This is a genomic window from Algoriphagus yeomjeoni, assembly GCF_049821175.1.
Lineage (GTDB): Bacteria > Bacteroidota > Bacteroidia > Cytophagales > Cyclobacteriaceae > Algoriphagus > Algoriphagus yeomjeoni_A.
In genome coordinates, this window is record NZ_CP187512.1 from 1,920,073 (window position 1) to 1,939,565 (window position 19,493).

Consider the following 19,493-nt stretch of genomic DNA (forward strand, 5'->3'; position numbering starts at 1 on the left):
TACTTACTTTCCATATACCAGAATTCCTTGAATATCACCGGGGTCGGTTTCGAGGATGGAAACTTCCACTTTGCGTTGTACTTTTTCGTAGGTTTTTTCTTTGATGAATTCCAGGTAATTTTTGTCCAGATCAATGCCAATGAGGATCATTTGAATAGTTCCTGAATCTATGCCTTTCGCATAGTCTCCCACGATATAGGCCTTCTCTACCATACCCATTCTTTTGACTATACGTTCCATCAGGTCATCCAGACCGAGGAATTTGGAAACCATTCCTTTGATTTCGCCGAAGAAGGGATGCTGGGTATTTGCCTTGTACATTTTGGTTTTGCCCTCGTCTTCAGAGACTAGCAAACCAGCTTCAGTGAGTCGGTTGAGCTCCACCCTTACGGAATTGGTAGACTCGTCAAACTCCTTGGCCAGAGAGCGCAGGTATCCTGAATTGGCATGGGAAAAGAACTTGAGGAGAAGTTTAATTCGGGTTTTGGAGGTGACGAGGGATTCGAGCAAATTTTAGTTGTTGGGTGTTAGTTGTTAGTTGTTGGTTGTTGGGTGTTAGTTGTTGGTTGTTGGTTGTTAGTTGTTAGTTGTTGGTTGTTGGGTGTTGGTTGTTAGTTGTTGGTTGTTGGGTGTTGGTTGTTAGTTGTTGGGTGTTGGTTGTTGGGTGTTGGTTATTAGTTGTTGGGTGTTGGTTGTTGGTTGACAAGTCATTAATTTGATAGCCAGTATTTTTAACTATTTCTTTCGACTTTAAACACCACCGCCATGAGTAGCTATAGAGACCTAGATATTTACAAAATCAGCTTTAGTTTATTTTTAAAGACGCATCCTTTTTCACTAAGGCTTCCAAAGTTTGAGCTATATGAATTGGGAAGTCAACTGAGGCGATCATCTGATTCAGTAATCAGCAATATAGTAGAGGGATATGGTAGAAGGTCTTATAAAAATGATTTCATCAAATTTCTTATCTATGCTGAGGCAAGTGGCTTGGAAACATTAAACCATCTTGAGAAGATTCAGGCATTATATCCACATCTATCAATGGAGTGTGATGAGTTACTTAGAGATTATAATCTTTTAGGGGGTAAAATCCATTCATTCTCAGAATATGTAAGAGCAAACTGGAGAAGTTGAAAGGGGTTGTTGGGTGTTGGTTGTTGGTTGTTGGTTGTTGGTTGTTAGGTGTTGGTTATTGGGTATTGGTTGTTGGTTCGCTAAGTATATCTTGGCAGTAGCCAAATTCCATTAAGCTTTACCGCGACTTCGCTCGGCCATTTTGATCTACTGGCTAAGAATCAGATAATTTTTCTTGTAATGGAGTCTTAAATTTCAATTCCGCCTTCGGTGGACGGCTTCGCTCCTTCACTCCCACTTTTGGAAACTAGCTGACTGAGTAGTTTTTTTACTCAGTTAAACAAATTTAATGCGGCAAATGGATTATGCAAGTTTGGGAATTGAATTTCGAATTCACTCTTAATTTAAAAAGACTTGTTATTTGGATGTATTATAGACCTTTAGGTAATGGAAAAGAATAAAATTCTCTTCTTCTACTTTACTTTCCAGTTTATAATTCTCTTTCAGAAATCTCATGTAATCAGAAAAATAGAATTCCTTATTTAGGTCTACACCTAGTAAATAGTACTCATCGGCGTCAGAAATTTGCTCCAGATTAAAATGCTGTAGTTTCTTATGCTGAAAAGGACTTTGTGATATCCAGCCCAAACTTAGAAATGGAACAGGGTTTTCTTTTGTATAATCAATGCCAAGGAAATTTTCTTTGTAGCCCTCTATAACAAGCAAGGAACCTTTAGGAATAATTGCAGTGAGTTTGAGAAATTCTTTCTGCATGATTTTCCTTGCTTTAGCCTCACTGAAAAAGTTGAGTATATGAAAGCTAAAAAAAAGCAGTAGTAATAAGGATGCTATAATTGAAAACTTACTGCTCATAGCGTTTAAATGCGGTTCTACAACCGACAGAAACAAAAAGGGTAAGAAAAACAAAATTATGACCCTTCCATTGAGAATAAAAAAATGATTGAACACTAAGAAGAAAAGCATCCATAGGCTTAGGAAAATCAAAATCTTTTTGGATGCATTAAATGCAAAAATCAGATATGCCACAAGCATAAAAGAAAATATGGATTTGAAGGCCTCGGTTTTCATTACCAAGAACAACCTATACAAAGAATTCCAAACCTGGTCAAAAGAAAACAACTCTACATCCAATTCTGACTTTCTTTCTTTCAAGTCTGTGATAGGATAGCGTTCATCCTCCATCATCCATTGTGAGAAAAAAAACCACTTTGAATTGATTTCAAGGTCTCTTTCCAAACTAAGCTGATAAGAAATAGGATGATCTGAAACAGCTGCCCTTGCTTTGTTATATTGAATAAAGTCAGAATATTCTGATTGTTTTTCCCAAAGAATTTTTGAAGTAAGTATTGCTACCAATATTAAAACCGGGAGTAGGTACCAGGTTAAAGAATTAAGAATTTCCCTTACCGATTTGAAAATCAGTATATAAAGTCCAAAGCTCAATAAAATCAGAACAAAAGATTCCCAACGAATGAGCAATGATGTACTTATGAGGATCAAAGAGAAAAAAAATAGTGGTAGTTTTTTTACTCCCCCTATACACAAAAGAAGTAATAATCCAGAAAATCCTGCTATCCCCGCTACAATAGTGAATTGAAGAAATAAGGCAAAATGTAGAAAGAGGCAAAGACTGAATAGCACAAGGAGAATTTTTTCATTTAATCTTATTTTGCTTTGATTTAAAGACAAAGTCAAGGCAACAAAACTTAACCAAATCACCAAAAACCAAGTCAATGGATACCATGGCACAGAAGGAAAGAAAGTGTAGAGTTTGGAAAAAGTCCAGCTGAGAATAGGGTGAATAAAAACGGCGTAGGATTCAGGAGTTCCTGTGTAGGCACCGGAAACGAGCCACATCATGATTTCATCGTCATTTACCTGAAATCTCCAAGGAAGAAACCAGATGGTAATCATAGCTGCTGCAGCTATCAAGGAGCAAATTAAGACGAAGGAGTTAGACTTTATTTTCTCCATAAAATCTGAATTTCATTGCCATCAGGGAGCTGGGCATATTCCGTCGAAAAACCATTTTGCACAAAGGAAGGTAAGGAATCCAAGGAGTAATATATAAGTAGATCAGTCTGAAAATCCTGTGGAAAGTAATACGCTATTTGGCTTCTATCCCAAAAGCCTGGAGACTTGGGGGAGGTTTTATCCAATAGGTAAGGGATCCCGGGAATTCTATAAACGGCCAATACCTGATTTTTATCTTCTGCATATGGCCTAATAGAATTTAATAAATCAATCTGTTTTTCTGAGAGCAATATGTTATTTCCATTTCCATAGTTCCACTCCTCTGTTGCATTCCATAAGGGTTCCTGCTCGAATGGATGTATCCAAATGCCATTTAGGACCAAGAGAAAGCTCAGAGCCCCTACTCCAGCATTTATCACCTTCTTACCCTTCAACTGTATTTTATCGAAAACAAATAGAATAGCCAAAATCCAAAACACCCAAAAGTGAATTCCCAATCGTAGCCAATAAACATTACTTCCGAAATGGAGCACAAAGGGTAAAATCAATAGGGTCAGGAAAAGGAATCGCTGATTTCGGGAAATTGTTGTGAATCGAAATCTTGGCGCAACGTAAGCAAATAAAGCTACTGTAACTAGTAATACAACATGGTTCCACTCCTCTGTGATGGCAGTAATATAGGTAAGGTAGCTTAGAGCAAATACTCCAATAAGCAGCAATATATACTTCAACTTTGAGAAAGAATGTCTAAGAAATCCAGCTATTAAAAAAGGAATTGCAGCTAAGGCAAGCCAAAACCCTCCTACCAGCTCATACTTTGCGAGTGATAAAATCGCATAGGAGCTACGGCTGCCGATTAATTCCTTGGCATCTAACATTCTGGAAAACGCAAAATCACCTATGGCCATATACATCAAAAGTTCAATCATGATGTAAGGAATGATTAAACCCAGAAGGTATTTCACCTTTATCTCTTTTGAATACCCCATCCGAAGCAGGGTTAGTAAGCCCAACCCAAGACAGGCAGTAATTTTAATATACGCCAGGCAGGCTAGCATGAATCCAAGGAAGAGGTATTGAAGAACATTATTTTTCTGAGTAGAGATTACTGCTAACCAGAAACAGGTAAACACCACAGCCAGTGAATTATAGGATAGGGTTTGTGGTAAAAATCCATAGCCTGCAAAAAGCCCTAAGGCGACGATTAGGAAATGATTAACAGAAAACTTTTTTGTGCCTGTAAGATTTCCCCAAAAGAAGGTCAAAGCACCTGCTGCAAGAAAATAGAGAAATAAACGAAGCAGTCTAAGCCCAATCAATCCAAACTCAATTCCGGTGAACTTATAGAAAAGTTTGAATAAAAGGTCGTAGTTGAACACACCTGCTAAATTCTCCTGATTCGGTACTGCTAGCAAGGCATAAAGCCCTTCATCTGAGAAATCGAAGCCACGGTTGATTCCTAACAGGATCAATAAAAGGGATAGAGATGTGAGGCTTGTTAGGGTTTTGGACAAGGGGGGTGGTGGTTTGTTAGTTGTTGGTTGTTGGTTGTTGGTTGTTGGTTGTTGGTTGTTGGTTGTTGGTTGTTGGTTGTTGGGTTTTGAGAATTTAAAATTATTGAATTTAAAATGGAGGGAATTGGGAATTTAAAATGAAGAATTTAAAATGGGGGGGAATTGGGAATTTAAAATGAAGAATTGAAAATGGAGGGAATTGGAAATTATGGGATATTTTAAAATATTTCAATTAGACGAAAGTAGAATATCCATAACAAAACATTTAAAAATACAATTTTGTGGAAAACTTTAACCCTATTAAACCAAAAAATACCCTGTATAGGGTATTTTTTTGTAAGGTCGCCTATATACCTTTATGTCAGGGTGATTAAGCAACTTTTCCAGCACAACTTTTTCTAAGAAAATACTAAAGGGATTCTTTTATCTTATTTTTTAATCCCTTTTACCTTTTTTAAGTATCGAGATTTAAGACATTAGTAGCAAGACTTAAGACATTAGTAGCAAGACATTAGTAGCAAGACGCTAGAACCAAGACTTAAGACGTTAATATCAAGATTTAATATTCGATACATTGACCGTTCGTGAGACACGAACGGTGGCGGATCTTTTTTAAGTATCAAGATTTAAGACGTTAGTAGCAAGATGTTAGATACAAGACACTAGATACAAGACGCTAGAATTAGGAGTTTAGAGTACTTTATACTTTTGGTATAAAATTGAGATGGATTTGATGCGATAAATCTGCAAAATCCCCCTGCCCCCTTTGTAAAGGGGGAGTTGCCTCAATTCGGGCCTCAACCTTGCACGGAAATCTGGCACAATTGAAAAAAGAAGGATAAAAACGGGCCTCGACCTCGCAAGGCCACCAGGATTTATAGTGAAAAAAGGAGGATAAAAGTGGCTACGCCACTTTTATCCTCCTCCTTGATACATTGTACTTAAAACTTTATACTTTGTACTTGATACTTCTAATAATACCTGACCTCGCAATCGGGATTTGATTCTTTGAATCTATCGACTGCTCTGCTATTCAATCGGGTATTGAAGCAGGAAAGTTTCTTCAGGTTTGGCAGACCTTCAATAGGCCTTAGGGAGCGAAGGTTTGTGCTAGCCACGTCAAGTTCCTCCAGGTTGATCAATCCTTCCAGTCCTTTTAAAGTTCTCAGGTTGGTCCCGGAAATATTCAAAGTTTTCAAATTCATCAATCCTTCTATGGGCGATAGGTCCTCGATTCCGGAATTACTGATATCGAGTTCTTTCAGATTAGAGAGGCTTCTCAATGGGGAGAAATCAATGACAGGAACCTGTGAAATCTTTAATTTCTCTAGAAGTTTTAGCTCCACAATCGGAGCGATATAACCCAGAGGTGCATCAAAAATCACCAAAGATCTCAAATTGACAAATACAATAAGTGCATGAATATCGTCAACTGATACACGCTCGAAAGTCAAAGATGACTTTTCTGTCAAGGCATGTAGCTGCTCCGTAGAAGGCTCTTCTGGCATGGAGAATTGCTTTCTAAAGATTTCCTTCCAAACTCCATCCAACTCATTCCACCAGGTATTCAACTCTTCTATGCGGTAAATAATAGTCAAGCTTGGTTTTTGAATCAGGATTTCCGGAACTTCTTCAGTAAATATCTCAGACCCATTCACATTCAAGTAGGTCAAATTAGGAAGATTCAATACATCCATTATGGTGGTAACCGGACTTCCGTCAAGATCAATCTTTACTAATTCCTCATTTGATTTCAGGGGAGAAATATCTTTCACCTGAGAGTTTCTGCCTATGATTTCTTTCAAAGTTTTGACTTCGCTCAGAGAAATCATCTCGGTAACTGGATTATCAGAGAAATCCACTTTGGTGAGTTTGGCAAATCGAGTGATGGGATTAAGTGTTTGAATACCGGCTCCACTTAAATCTAGTTCCTCTAATCCAATAGTGCTTGTGAGTATTTCTACACTTGGGTTATCGGAGGTAATTTTAGGATTAGCTTTTTTCATACTAGCTTTCCAAGCATCAGAAAGTCCTGCCCACCAGCTTTCCAGGTCTTTTACATGGTGGATTAATAATACCTTAGGGTTATTTCGTGTGAAATTATCCGCAGCAATCACTGTAAGTTTTGTATCATCTGCCAAAACTTTATTCAGTTCTGCTTTGGCATTCAATGCGGATATATCGGAAACTTCAGTTCCGGTGATATCCAATACTTCAATATTTTTAAGCCCTACCAAAGGTGTAAGGTCTTGGATATTGGTATTTGATAAGTTCAAATTCCTAAGCGAAGCCAACTCAGATAACTGGCTGAAGTTGATTAGGTAATTGCCTGATAAATCCAGGTCTTCCAATTTTGAAAGGTCTTTGATATTCTCTGCGTTATTAAAACCGCTACGGGCAATATATAGGTTTTGCAGGCTATCAAATTCATTAAGAACGGCAAAGCTTAAGATTGGAGTTTCTTCCACTCGGAGCGACCGTATTGCCTTAAGATTCACCAGTTCACTAATATCTGTAATCTGAGTTTTGGAGATATCCAGATGCTTTAGTCTGTCAGAATACTTGATAAATTGTATATCCGAAGTAGGTGTGTTAGAAACATCGAGGTATTCTAGGAAGGTCACATTGGAAATAGGTCCAAGCTCGGTGATCTGCGTATTGCTGAGGTTGACGTACTTCAGGTTACGCATGGCTTCCATAGGACTGAGGTCGAGTAAAGAATCTGTCCCAGAAATATCCAAGGAGTCCACTTCTACGAATTTATATAGCAAATCCACATTGATGGAGTCGTATTGACTTAAAGCAAAGCGATCTCTGAAATAAGCTTTCCAGTGGGGATCTAAGACAGACCACCATTCGGCCAGTTCTTCGTCTCTACTTACCTTGGTGGTGTAAACAGAGGCAATTTTTAACTCCTGGGATTTGCTATCCAAATTCACTTCTACAAATCGAGGCTTGGTATTCGAAACTTTTTCGTTGTTGATACCGGTAGCCGTAATAGTTCTATCTAGAGATGCCAAAAAATACACATCCCCATTATCTTTCTGATGGGCTTTTACATCCCTAATCTTAAACTTGAAGTTGACATCCTTGTAGAAAAACTCAATGTCTTTTAAATAGGCAGTTACATTCTTGTTTGTCACTACCTTTCTATCCAGCAACAAATCGTCTTCCACCTGCACTTCTCCATCCCGGAAAATCTTCAGATAGCTTTCGCGAATGACCACATCCTTATCTCTAGGTTGCGTCTCTGAAGACCCGATAGTATTAAGCAGGTATTCCAAGAACCTAATTTGATCTTCGACTTTGGAAGAGTAATCATCTATTTCATCCTGAGTATAGCCTTTAATCGTCTGTGCGAATCCTGAGAAGCTCACACATAAAAGGAATAAACTTAGATATATAAACTTAGTTCTGATCATAAATGTATTTCTGTATAGACTCCTTGTCTCCAGGGTTAAGTTTGACAAGGTTTGAAATCAGCCAGCCTGTATTAAAACCAGGGCGGTTGAATTGGTTTACTTCAAAATACCAGCCTTCAATTTGAAAGAAGTGAAATTTAACATCTGTCACTGTCTGGTAACGGATGTTATTTTGCTTCATTTCGTAGAGAAATAAGGTGAGGTAATCTGGCTTAAAATTGCTCTCAGTGTAAGCTTCAGGGGAATTTGAATCTTGAAATGCTCTTCTAAGATTCATAAATCCCAGCTCATGACTGAGTGGGTGCAGGAAATCTTTACCATCTCCTACGGGCTTGTTGAAAATGTTTTTAAATGGGGGAAATGAGACCTCATCTATAACCCATTCGTACCCCAATCCTTCCGGCTGGAGTTTTAATATCAGGGTGGCTGTTTCTCTTTTGCCTTTGTAACTAAATTCAGCCTGTACTTCAGCAAGCCATCCTTCTCTGTGGAAGTTTATGTATTGCGGGTAAGCCGGTGAAAGTACTGAGTTAATAAACTCTGTTTTTAAGTCTGTATTAACGGAGGAAGTTTGATTATCAAAAAGTATCTGAAGAAAGCCCTTTCTCAGGGATCTGCTGTGGTATGCGGTATCACCGGGATAATAGCGCACATTGCCATCAGTGGGGGATTCCTCTGCATTAAATCTTCTGAAGAATTGGTTTAGTTGTTTGGTGGAGGCAGCAAATTTGCCATCATCTTTAATTGTCCCGGGGCTGCCTATGCCCTGCCCCGAGACAATTGAGATGCTTGCGATGAAAATCGCAAAAATAAAGGTTACTATTCTCATGCGGAAGTTTCTGTCACTCTCACGTCACCTAACATGACGTCCCAGAATTCGATGGTTCTACCAGCGATTTGGGTTTGCTTTTTCTCAACGTAAATAGTGATGTCTTTCTTAGTAGTGTCTTTGTAGTTCATACCTGTCTCTATAGAGGTACCTTCGAAACGTTGGAATACGGTGACAACACCTACGTATCTGCCGTCCGGCTGTCTTTCAAGGTCTGAAATGTATTGGATATCGTACCAGGTGATATTTACTCTATCGTAGTTCAAAGCCATCAAACGCTCAAAATAACGTCTTACTTTGTAGTATGCGATTTCGCTTGTGTTGATACTGGAAACACCCATCTCTGCACCTGGAGAGAAAAGTTCTTCAGCACGATCCATCACTCGGTTTGCTTCAGAGAACTGTGTCTCTTTGCTTCCGATGATGCTGATGTACTTACTTAAATCTTTTACTTTTTCAAGAGCTAAAGAGTCAATTGCTTGCTTTCTTGCAGGGCTAATTGTTTCGGACTGAGCTAGAGCACTTACTGAGGAAGCAAGGAATAAGCCCAGGAAAAGGATCATTATATTTTTCATTTTTTAATTATTTTTCAGGTGGGCGATTATTTTCTTCTAAGCTCCAATTCAGAGACCTTACCATTGGCATCCATACGGATATCGCTGATGTAGTTAAGATTCTTCTTGGTATCTTTTAAGTATTCCAAATACTTCTTGATAGTAGTAGGCTCATCGTAATCTTTGATTCCATTTTCTTCGTGAATCACGATCAAAACTGGAGTTTCCTGATTTGAAAACATACCTAGCGTCTCTTGGATAGTCTGGTTTGCCATAGATGCATTACCTGCTGCGGCTACGCTATTGAAATAATTTTCCAACTTCTCAGCTGCTACTTCTTCTGCAGAAGCCACTGGAGCTGGTGGAGGAGATACTGGCTGTTCCACTTGTTCGACAGGTGCAGGTGGAGCAGGTTGTGCAGCTTTCTTTTTACTCTTACATGCACCCATAGCCAGCATAGCGACTAAGGCAATCATAAGTGAGCGGTTGACCGAAATAGAGAACAAATTTTGTTTCATTTTGGGGATTTGATTAAGATGATGAGGTTTTTTATTTAATTGTTAAAGAAAAAGAATGAATCTCCTACTTTTTGATTTGGGTGCAAAGTAAATAAATTCGTAGGATTTTATTTCGATTTTTATACATAAGGGTTTACGCAAATGTTATTCCAATTCAAGATGCTTTTTGATAATATTTCTAAGTGATTATCCGTAATGCCACCAGTAAGCTTATTTTCTTTGTTTTACTGGCTAAAAAACCTCCCGAGCTATCTGGAGAGCTATATCCAAAATAGCCTAAAATCTAGAGTTTACCTTATTCTTTGCTCTTTGATCTTTACTTGCAGCAGAGAGGATATACATAGATTTTTAGGGGTTCTTTGAGCAGTATAAGAGTCAGCAGAGCGGCTAGTCCATACTCTCTAAAATCCTCCAAACATCGGGCGATAGTATATCAATAAATGATTCAATGATTTCTTAAAATATGTACATTCTGGCTGTAGCAGGCCTAAATCAGGGAAAATGCTATTAAATCAGTGCAAAAATACCCAACATTGGGTATTTTTTTATCGCTTGATACCTATGACATTTGAATTAGCGTTAAGTTTTAATTAGGCAGTAGCCGAACAAAAAGACCCAGAGCATCTCTGGGTCTTTTTATTTGTGGGTGGTGGTTGTTGGTTGTTGGTTGTTAGTTGTTGGTTGTTGGTTGTTAGTTGTTGGTTGTTGGTTGTTAGTTGTTGGTTGTTGGTTGGAGGTTGTTGGTTGTTGGGTTGTTGGTTGTGGGTTGTGGGTTGTTGGTTGTTGGTTTTTGGTTGTTAGTTTTTGGTTTTTGGTTGTTGGTTGGGGTCTGATGTCCGATGTCCGATCCACAGGGACGACCTTTGGGTAGCCTAGGGTTTCAACCCTAGGTTTTAAGGATATATTCGTGCCCCAGCGCTGGCCCACGAGCATCAATCGGAGACGTAGGCGCGGTGCCAGCAAGACGGAGAAAGGAATATATTCGGAATCGGTTGGCGGTTTTTCTGTTGGCTTGTGACAAATCCCCCTGCCCCCTTTGATCATTGCATGGTTTCCAAAATAAAAGTTATGGTGAAGGGGGAGTTTAGGAAGTGGATGCTCTGAAGTTAAGGTCAATTTGAAATCAGTTGTGGAATGGAGAATATGGGTTGGCGGGTGGTTGTTAGTTGTTGGTTGTTGGTTGGAGGTTGTTGGTTGGCCGTTGTGGGTTGTTGGTTGTTAGTTGTTGGTTGTGGGTTGTTGGGTTGTTGGCTGTTGGTTGGAGGTTGTTGGTTGTGGGTTGTTGGTTGTTGGTTGTTGGGTGTTGGTTGTTGGTTGGTGAGAGTTGAGTCTAAAACCTGAAATCTAATGATTTAACTAAGGACTTTTGAATATTTTTTCAGTAGAAATGCCTTAAGAGCTATGTAGACTACACCTGTAATGACTATGATTCCCAAGCCTTCGAAAGGCCCAGGAATTGTCCTAGGGTAGATGAAAAATCCAAAGTTTATTGCAAGTTGTAGCAGCGCATAAATCAATGCGATATTGACATGTGATATCCCTGCCTGATTAGCAAGCATTTGATATAAGTGAGATCTATGTGGTTCGGAAATCTTCTCCCCTTTTCGGATTCTATCAAAAATGGTAATTGCTGAATCCAACCCGTAAATAAGGAGGAATAGTATTACAGTCCATGATCCTGAGTACAAGTACCATTGAATCAAGAGGTAAATCATGACATAGGCAAGGGAAATACTCCCTATATCACCAGCAAACATCAATGCTTTTTTGCGCAAATTAAAAATCAAAAACACGCATATCGCCAGTATCTCGTAACGAATCAAATACTGGTCAAAGATTCCTAAGTAGGTATCGACAGCCAAAACACTTCCTAGAAAGACCAGGCCATATAATCCTGTGATTCCATTAATTCCATCCATGAAATTGATCCCATTGATGACGGCCAAGGAAATAAAATACAGAATGGGTAAGGCAACCCAGTTGATTTGAGCGAAGACACCCAAATCATAAAATGCCATGCTCAGTGCTAAAAATTGCACAGCAAAGCGAATTCTGCTAGAAATAGTGTAGATATCGTCCAGTAAACTAATCGTAGCAACCCACACAATACCTATTATCATCCAGGTATGTTGGAAATCAAAAGCCATCCACCAAAAAATCACAGCAAATGGGAATAATATCCCCCCCCCTCTTACGGTAGTATGCACATGCGAACTACGATGATTGGGCTTATCTACAATTTTAAACTTCAAGGCCAACCTATGGTAGGTAAGCGCCAAAAGAAGCAAGATCAAAAAGACAATAAAATAATTGAGAAACATAAATACTTACTTCAAGATGCTTGCCTTTAATTACCTGATTAAAGTAAAAGTTCCAGTTTTTTGAACTTCCTCACCTGATTTGGTTTTAAATATACCTTTATAAACGTAGTTACCATTTGGAGTAGCCTTGCCGTTCACTGTTCCATCCCAACCAATACTTTCAAGTTGGTCAGTTTCATAAATGAGCTCACCCCAAGTATTAAAAATGTAGAATTCCATTGATACAATTCCCCTAAAGACAGGCTTGAAGAATTGGTTTTTAGCTCCTGTAGGGGTAAATGCATTAGGAATCATAACGAGGTAATCATCGAATGCCGTTACTGTTTTTTGAACCTCTGCAATGCAACCAAATTGATCAATTGTAGTCAAGGTAATTGTATATGTTCCTTTTGACAGGTATTGATGCGTTGGGTTTTGGTCTGTACTTTCTGAGCCATCGCCGAAATCCCAATTCCAAATAACAACTTTACCTGTGGAATTATCATAAAAATTCACATCTTCCAAAATTTGGATTTCTGAATTTGGCACTATGATACCGCCTCCTAAGTCTGCATCATATGAGAAGTCAGGAACCAATAATTCATCAGAAATAATCACTCTTATACGTTGTCTCGGAGACCAGCATCCGGTGCCCTTAAAGCTAGTTTGCACTATGTAATCACCTGTTTGATTTACAGCATCTATATCTTCCAGTCTCAGCACCTGCCCGGAAGGATTTTCAATTCTGTAATCGTAATTAGAACTATTAAATCCTTCAATAAAATTACGCAAGTCTACAGTTTCGTTTGGATCGCAAATTATAGATGGGTTTGAAACACGTAGATTGGCAATTGCATTTACAGTGACATTTACAGGCAACAAATCAGGTGGGCAAATTCCTTGTCCTTGAACAGTCACATAGTAAGTGTACGGACTTTCAATAGCCTTTAACCCTGAGATATTAATTTCACCTGTTGGACTAACTTGAAAGCTTGCACCGTCAATAGTTGAACCATCAGAAATTGGTTGGTTACCAAGGGGATCTGAATACCACAAAAACTGAGGTGTTCCAGCGACTTGGGTGGTAGATGGCACAAGAGTAGCAACTTCACCTTCGCAAATCACCTTATCATTGGCAATAATTGGTGTGTCCTGAGAAACTAAATCAATTGCACCACTAGACACAATACAGGATCCGTCAGAAACTTCTATTGTATAGGTACCTTCAGGTAAATCGACGAATACCACTGGTGAGGAAGAGTTTTGAGTGGCTATGACTTGCGTTTGATTTTTCAAAGTCACAGTATATCCACTGGTATATCCACCAGAGAAATCTAGAGAAATAGTCCCTGATGCAGTATTACAGGTAGGATCCTCCAGTGTGGTGTTATCAATTGTTAAAGGAGAATTTGGCCCCAGAACTTCTACACCATCCAGTTGAGAAATACAGCCAGCGCTTTCTACAAAGACCGAATAGATTCCAGGAACAACTTCGAAGGTATTGCTAGACTGGTAAGTGACACCATCTATACTATAGGTGTAGGTGCCATTGCCCAAAGTAGCGGAGATAGTAATCAAACCTTTTTCTCCAAAACAGGCTTCATCAGTAACATTAGTACTGATCTGCGGCTTAGTAAACATGGATACTTTTGGAGTTGCCAGATCCCCCTCACAAATCCCAGCACCTACCACTTCCACATAGTATGTGAGTGGTGATTCAGCAGGTGTTAATCCTTCAATCGTTAATTCACCCTGAGAAGAAATCTGATAGGTTTTACCATCAGCAGCTGGACTGGAAGAGGAAACAATTTCTTGAGATTTAGAGCTATCTAAATACCATTTAAATTCGCCTGCTGCATTGAAAGGTGTCATTGTAGGAGTTAAGACAGCAATTTCACCCTCACAAATAGTCACATCCTCCACCTCTACTCGAGTAGGTCCAAAGGTGAGTGTAATTATTTGAGAGGAAATGATGCAGCCTCTATCATCAGTAACTTCAATATCAAAGTTACCCTCCAAAAGATTTTCGAATTTAAACTGGCCATCTTCAGATGTTTGGGTACCTATGACTGTAGTACCTTCAGAAATAGTAATCGTATAAGGAGCCCATCCTCCAACAACTTCTCCAGACACTATACCCGTAGGTGAGCCGCAACTAGGATCAATGGCAACAATATTTTCGAAGGCTAAACCAGCATTTGGACTCAATACCTCAAGGGAGTAGAGTTCTGAAGGACATCCTACACCATTTTGTTCCACAGAAATTGAATATGTTCCTGCTGCAAATAAGGTGGCTTCCAAGGTGGCCTGATCTACAAAAGAGCCGCCATTAATTGAGTAGATAAAGTTTGAATCTGCACCTGAAGAGACTGTAATCCTACCATCTTCCGCATCAAAGCAACTAATGGATAACACATCAAATGTGACTTCAGGTATAGGATATACGATGACTTCGACCGGCAATTCTACACCAGTACAGACAACGTAGAAATAATAGGTATAAGTACCTGCTTCTAGGCCCGAAATCGTAATGGAGGGATTTAGCCAATCAGAGTCGTCAATAATATAACTAACCTCTTGATTTTGGGAATCAGTACCGGAGAACAGCTGATCAACTTGACCTGGATTTTTATACCATCTTACTTCGGTAGCTGCTGCAGGAGGCAGAGATGGATCAGGAGCTAAATGGACCGGTAGGATAGTTACCTCATCGCCCTCACAAATTTCTTGAGGCTGGATTAGCTGATAAACTGGGTCAGAGGATTCTTCCACTACGAAATCAAAAATCTCAGTACAGCCATTTAAATCTGTTACAAGAAGGTAATAAGTATCAGGATGTAGGTCAACTGCTCCTGTGATATCACCAGGCACTATAGTACCTGTAGCAGATCCTCTTCTCCATTCCACCTGATATGTTCCCCAACCACCAGATATTACAAGATTCTGAATAATACCATTTGGTAAGCCACAATTAGCTCTTAGGATATCCGGAGTATTTATAGAAATCGGAGCTGCCGGTCCTTCAATTGTCGCATTTTCAATTATGGAGCAGCCATTTGAACTTCTTATTTCAATTGAATAATCACCAGGACTTAAGTTCTCGAATAGATTTGAGCTCACAAAGGGACCTCCATCGAGGCTATACTCAAAGATTTCATTTGCACCGCTTGCATCAACAGTTATTGTTCCGTCCGAAACTTCAAAACATGTCTCATTTGTGAGGGAAAGAGTAGCTTCCAATTCTGGAAAAACAATAATGTCTGCTTTGAAAATGTAATCAGGACATAACTGATCCCCTTCTACTCGATAGTAATATGCAAAATCTCCCTCTTGCAATCCGGAGATAGTCAGGCTGAAATCTGTAATATTTATTTGATATGTCAATCCATCAGTATCAGGAGTTGCACTGCTTGCAACAGGGATAGTAGCTGCTGCATCCTTGAACCAAGTAACCGTATAGGCTCCAGGGGTAGTAATTTGAGGAATCAAGGTAGCATCTGTACCGAAGCAGATTTCCTCTGCAATGGCCACCGTAGACAAGGGATCCAGATCATCATTAATCAAAGTCAGGGTAGGCGATGTAGTTTGGCAAAGCAAGACATCATTCACTACAACGCTATAGTCACCTGGCATTAACTCTTCAATCAAATACGTATTGCCGGTTACTGTATTCGTATAATCTGATAATGGATTTCCATTCACTTGAACGTCATAAGCTGGAGTACCTCCAGATATAGTGAAGGAAATGGTACCATTTGGATATGAACAGCTTGGGTTAGTAAAATCCAAGTCGAGGATTTCCAATAGGTCAGGCTGGGTAATTTCCACATTATCAACGATCGTTTCGCAGGAAGTAACCTTATTAATTACTCTTATTTGATAGTTGCCTGCGGGTAAGTTGTTGAATAAAGGATTATCCTGAACCGGCGAAACTCCAACTACCTCATATGAAAAAGAACCTGGGTCAACACTAGCATCCATGACAATTTCCAATTCTCCGGAATTATCTTCAAAACAATCCAAATTCTTCGTCAAAACTTCCTGAACGGGCGGATATTCAGAAACTGTGACTGTAGCTATCAAATCTGGGAAACTACAGGTATTGTCTCCAGAGATGGATAAGATATAAGGAAAGACTCCTGCGGATAAACCAGAGATGCTTAATTGATCCGGTGTAGTTGCATTAGCGTCATGATCTGATAAAGTATAGGTAACCCCTGCTATGGTAGCTCCATTGGTAATTACTGTCCCGGTTGGAGTTTTCCAAGTAAAAACCGGAGTGGAATTACTTATATCTACAATGGTTGGTAATAAGTTAACCACTTGACCTTCACAGGCCACTGCGTCATCAACTTCGAAAACCGGAGCTGGAATATCATTTAATTGTAGGGGCTGGGACATAATTTCACAGCCATTTGCATCTTTAACAGTTAGGATGTATTCCCCTACAGTCAGGTTGGTGAATGCAAATACCCCTGCACTTTGATTCAAGGTCGGGCTAGGAACAGGGGAACCATTATTTGTGAGACTCACCAAAGAGTAATCCGGGGTGCCTCCAACTACTTCCCAGGTAGCAAAAGCGCTAGTAGTAACTCCACAGGAGGTACCATCCGAATCTATCAAGCTAATTGTAAGTGGCGCTGAAGGACCAGCGACAGTTCCTGAATCTGATACTTGGCAACGCGTGCCACTGCTGAGGTCAACGGTATAGTTTCCCTGGGGAAGTCCATCAAATTCTGCCTGTGGTCCTGCCACGGAAGTTGGACTATAGACTACACCTGTACCATTGTTGGTAAGGGTAAAAGTATAAGTTGATGGTCCGTCTCCACCCGTACCTTCCACTGTAATGCTTCCACCCTCTCCGAAGCAAAGTTCATCAGAGACTGTAACTGAAGCAATCTGAAGTGGAAATTCGATCGGTAAAATTGTGAAAGGGATTACATGTCGAAAGAGTGGCTGACCGTCACTACCTGCTTGTCCTTCTCTAAATTCATCTCCTATTTGGAAAATGTAATCACCCGCAGGAAGACCAGCGTAATCAATTGAAGTTTGGCCAGTTGCCAAAAAAGTCCAATCTACAATTACTGTCCCAGCTGCATCGATAATTCTCCATTTTTCATTTCCGGGATTACCATTAGAGTCTACTCCTGTCACGGCTGCCCCGTCAATAGAAACCGCTATTTTCCCTAATTCCTGACAGGTTTCACGAATAGGTGTATTATTGAAATCGGGATTTAAATCAGGCACTATTAGGAGTTCAACTGCTTGAGCTGAAGATCCAATGCAACCAAAGGCCGAGGTAACTTCAACAGTATAATCACCAGCAGTAGTAGCTGTATAGCTTGTACCACTTTGTCCTGGAATTTGAATTCCGTCCCTGAACCACTTGTATGTATCACCTGGTACTACAGGCTCTATATTAAATAGCACCTTGATGGCGGCAGCCTCTTGCTGCTCCCAAACCAGTGGATCAAGGGTAGTGATGATAGGATCCGGTTGAGGATTGATTGTGATTGTAATTGGCTTAGCATCTGAAACCTGTCCAAAGTTGTCTGTAGCTGTGTAATAGATGGTAGTTACTCCAGAGTAGCCAGGTTGAGGAGTGAACCTCACTTTAGGAACCTCTAGCCCAGCCTCCTGAACAAGTAAAACTTCGAATTGCCCTGCTAGTTCTCCAGTTACATTATCATAAGCTGGTCTGGAAGTTCTTTCAGGACGGCAAAGAAGGTCCACGCAATTACCCGTTGGGCAATAAGTAGATGGAGCTGCTACAGGAGGAGTTGGAAATGGAATACTGATTGCATCGGCTGCCACTACTGCTTCTGCCTCTGGTACTGTGTAATATAGTTGGAGACATCTAATGAAGGCGTTGGCCGCGTCATTTCTTAATTCAACGTCTAGTTCAAAGGTGTTTGTTTCTCCTTCACAAACCTCTTCGTCCAAGGAATCAACCAAAGGTTTTTCCAATTTATCTTCATTGGAAACCTGCACAGTTACATTTCTAATTTCATGGAAATTTGTCTGGAGTCCAGTGGAAGCGGCGAATCCTACTTTCAATGATTCTGGTGCTGCGAAGGGGTAATCGATAGGCCCGTCGAATACATTGACCAACTTAACAACCCCGCCCACATTGATCAGCATTAAGATTTCAATGGTATAACCCTGAGTAGGGTCATTGATATCTTTAGGTGTTAGATCCAAGAATACTTTTCTATACCCTTCATCTGGACAGGATCCTGAAAAAGCATCGGTATCTATTTCAAATTTTTCAGTGTGTAGATAAGGTGCTACAGAGACCGGGGGGAAGGTTCCGGCAATTCCGGTACTGGCAGGATCGAAGATCCGACCATCAATAAACTTGTAGGATTCGAACCTTGGAGCACCTACAGTACCTGGTATAAACTTGTTGGAGTTAACTCTATCCCAATCGCGAAAGGGAGTGGCAGGTGCTGCGGGAGGAGGGCCATCTACAGGACCTCTAACCACCACTGAATGTGGGAACAAGGGGGTGTTGCTAAGGGCGTCCAGGTTATTGGGATCTTCAAAACCTCCAAATTTACCAGTTCGAGAATTCCCAAAATTACCTAATTCATCAAACCCAATTCCCAGATATGCTCCTTTTAGACCTGGGCTAATCAAGATAGCTTCATTAGCAGTGGCTCTTACGGAGGTATATCCTAGGGCACCTCCGGTACCGCCAATAGAAAAATCGGCAACTGGAATGGAGCCATCGAACATGAAAAAACTTACGCCATCAGCACCTGATCCCCCGTAATTGGAAAACTCAAAGGAGACCTTTAGACCAAATAGTGAGGAGAAAGGGATATCAACGAACATGTAACCACTTTCATCATTTGAAATTCCTGTAAGCTGTAGTGAGTTGCCTGTGAGTTTAACATCTGCAGCAGCATTGCCTCCAAATTCAATATTCTCTCGTAGATCGGTACCGATAAAAGTCTCACAAAATGGAAATCCGGTCCGAATAGGAATTTCAATATCTGCCAAGGTACGCGCGTTGCCATTGCTGGGAATTGTATCTAACGCAGCTAGAGACAAAGCTTCGAGCCTTTCAGAAAGTTGGTTTAAGCGATCAGTATTACTTTTAAATGGTGAGATAGCAAAAATGGCCCCCAAGCTGGAGAGCATTATTAGCAAAAAAATCGAAAGTTTTGAGTAGGAATTTTTGCTCATAATTAATTCTTGTGGTATTAATTTAATACCGGCACTAGAGAAGGGTAATCTATTTACTGTCCTTAAATTAAATTAAGTCAAAAATAGAACCAGTTT

10 protein-coding genes are annotated in these 19,493 nt (G+C 39.9%); 1 reads left to right on the top strand and 9 read right to left on the bottom strand.

Annotated features, from left to right (window positions below; translation table 11 throughout):
* Positions 1-3 precede the first annotated feature (3 nt).
* Complete coding sequence (locus ACPUEN_RS07560) at positions 4-510, bottom strand: ArsR family transcriptional regulator (RefSeq protein ID WP_425639485.1); 507 nt, start codon at positions 508-510, stop codon at positions 4-6.
* A 255-nt stretch (positions 511-765) separates the two neighbouring features.
* Between ACPUEN_RS07560 and ACPUEN_RS07565 the strand changes: the two genes are divergently transcribed.
* A complete protein-coding gene (locus tag ACPUEN_RS07565; protein WP_425639486.1) occupies positions 766-1,134 on the top strand; it encodes a four helix bundle protein in 369 nt (122 codons plus the stop codon).
* Positions 1,135-1,491: 357 nt separating this feature from the next.
* Here ACPUEN_RS07565 and ACPUEN_RS07570 read toward each other — a convergent pair whose 3' ends face one another.
* The 8 genes from ACPUEN_RS07570 to ACPUEN_RS07605 all read right to left on the bottom strand — a co-directional run bounded on the left by ACPUEN_RS07570 (position 1,492) and on the right by ACPUEN_RS07605 (position 19,397).
* Positions 1,492-3,069 (bottom strand): hypothetical protein, encoded by a 1,578-nt coding sequence (locus ACPUEN_RS07570; protein WP_425639487.1) that lies wholly within the window; start codon positions 3,067-3,069, stop codon positions 1,492-1,494.
* On the bottom strand, positions 3,057-4,583 hold the full coding sequence (locus tag ACPUEN_RS07575) for a hypothetical protein (protein WP_425639488.1): 1,527 nt from the start codon (positions 4,581-4,583) through the stop codon (positions 3,057-3,059). The genes ACPUEN_RS07570 and ACPUEN_RS07575 overlap by 13 nt, the downstream gene beginning before the upstream one ends.
* Positions 4,584-5,554: 971 nt before the next feature.
* Positions 5,555-8,005: a leucine-rich repeat domain-containing protein gene (locus ACPUEN_RS07580; protein WP_425639489.1), complete on the bottom strand. Its 2,451-nt coding sequence runs from the start codon at positions 8,003-8,005 to the stop codon at positions 5,555-5,557.
* Complete coding sequence (locus ACPUEN_RS07585; protein ID WP_425639490.1) at positions 7,992-8,834, bottom strand: hypothetical protein; 843 nt, start codon at positions 8,832-8,834, stop codon at positions 7,992-7,994. The genes ACPUEN_RS07580 and ACPUEN_RS07585 overlap by 14 nt, the downstream gene beginning before the upstream one ends.
* Positions 8,831-9,409 (bottom strand): hypothetical protein, encoded by a 579-nt coding sequence (locus ACPUEN_RS07590; protein WP_111613043.1) that lies wholly within the window; start codon positions 9,407-9,409, stop codon positions 8,831-8,833. Before ACPUEN_RS07590 ends, ACPUEN_RS07585 begins: the two co-directional genes overlap by 4 nt.
* A 26-nt stretch (positions 9,410-9,435) precedes the next feature.
* Positions 9,436-9,906, bottom strand: coding sequence for a nucleoid-structuring protein H-NS (locus ACPUEN_RS07595; RefSeq protein ID WP_425639491.1), 471 nt, complete (start codon positions 9,904-9,906; stop codon positions 9,436-9,438).
* A gap of 1,352 nt (positions 9,907-11,258) precedes the next feature.
* Complete coding sequence (locus ACPUEN_RS07600) at positions 11,259-12,158, bottom strand: MraY family glycosyltransferase (RefSeq protein WP_425639492.1); 900 nt, start codon at positions 12,156-12,158, stop codon at positions 11,259-11,261.
* A gap of 99 nt (positions 12,159-12,257) precedes the next feature.
* A complete protein-coding gene (locus ACPUEN_RS07605; RefSeq protein WP_425639493.1) occupies positions 12,258-19,397 on the bottom strand; it encodes a PKD domain-containing protein in 7,140 nt (2,379 codons plus the stop codon).
* Positions 19,398-19,493 lie beyond the last annotated feature (96 nt).

Bases quoted from the DNA above. Each gene is read 5' to 3' on its own strand.
- ACPUEN_RS07570 (WP_425639487.1), bottom strand. From the start codon at position 3,069: ATGGAGAAAATAAAGTCTAACTCCTTCGTCTTAATTTGCTCCTTGATA.
- ACPUEN_RS07590 (WP_111613043.1), bottom strand. From the start codon at position 9,409: ATGAAAAATATAATGATCCTTTTCCTGGGCTTATTCCTTGCTTCCTCA.
- ACPUEN_RS07585 (WP_425639490.1), bottom strand. From the start codon at position 8,834: ATGAGAATAGTAACCTTTATTTTTGCGATTTTCATCGCAAGCATCTCA.
- ACPUEN_RS07580 (WP_425639489.1), bottom strand. From the start codon at position 8,005: ATGATCAGAACTAAGTTTATATATCTAAGTTTATTCCTTTTATGTGTG.
- ACPUEN_RS07605 (WP_425639493.1), bottom strand. From the start codon at position 19,397: ATGAGCAAAAATTCCTACTCAAAACTTTCGATTTTTTTGCTAATAATG.
- ACPUEN_RS07565 (WP_425639486.1), top strand. From the start codon at position 766: ATGAGTAGCTATAGAGACCTAGATATTTACAAAATCAGCTTTAGTTTA.
- ACPUEN_RS07595 (WP_425639491.1), bottom strand. From the start codon at position 9,906: ATGAAACAAAATTTGTTCTCTATTTCGGTCAACCGCTCACTTATGATT.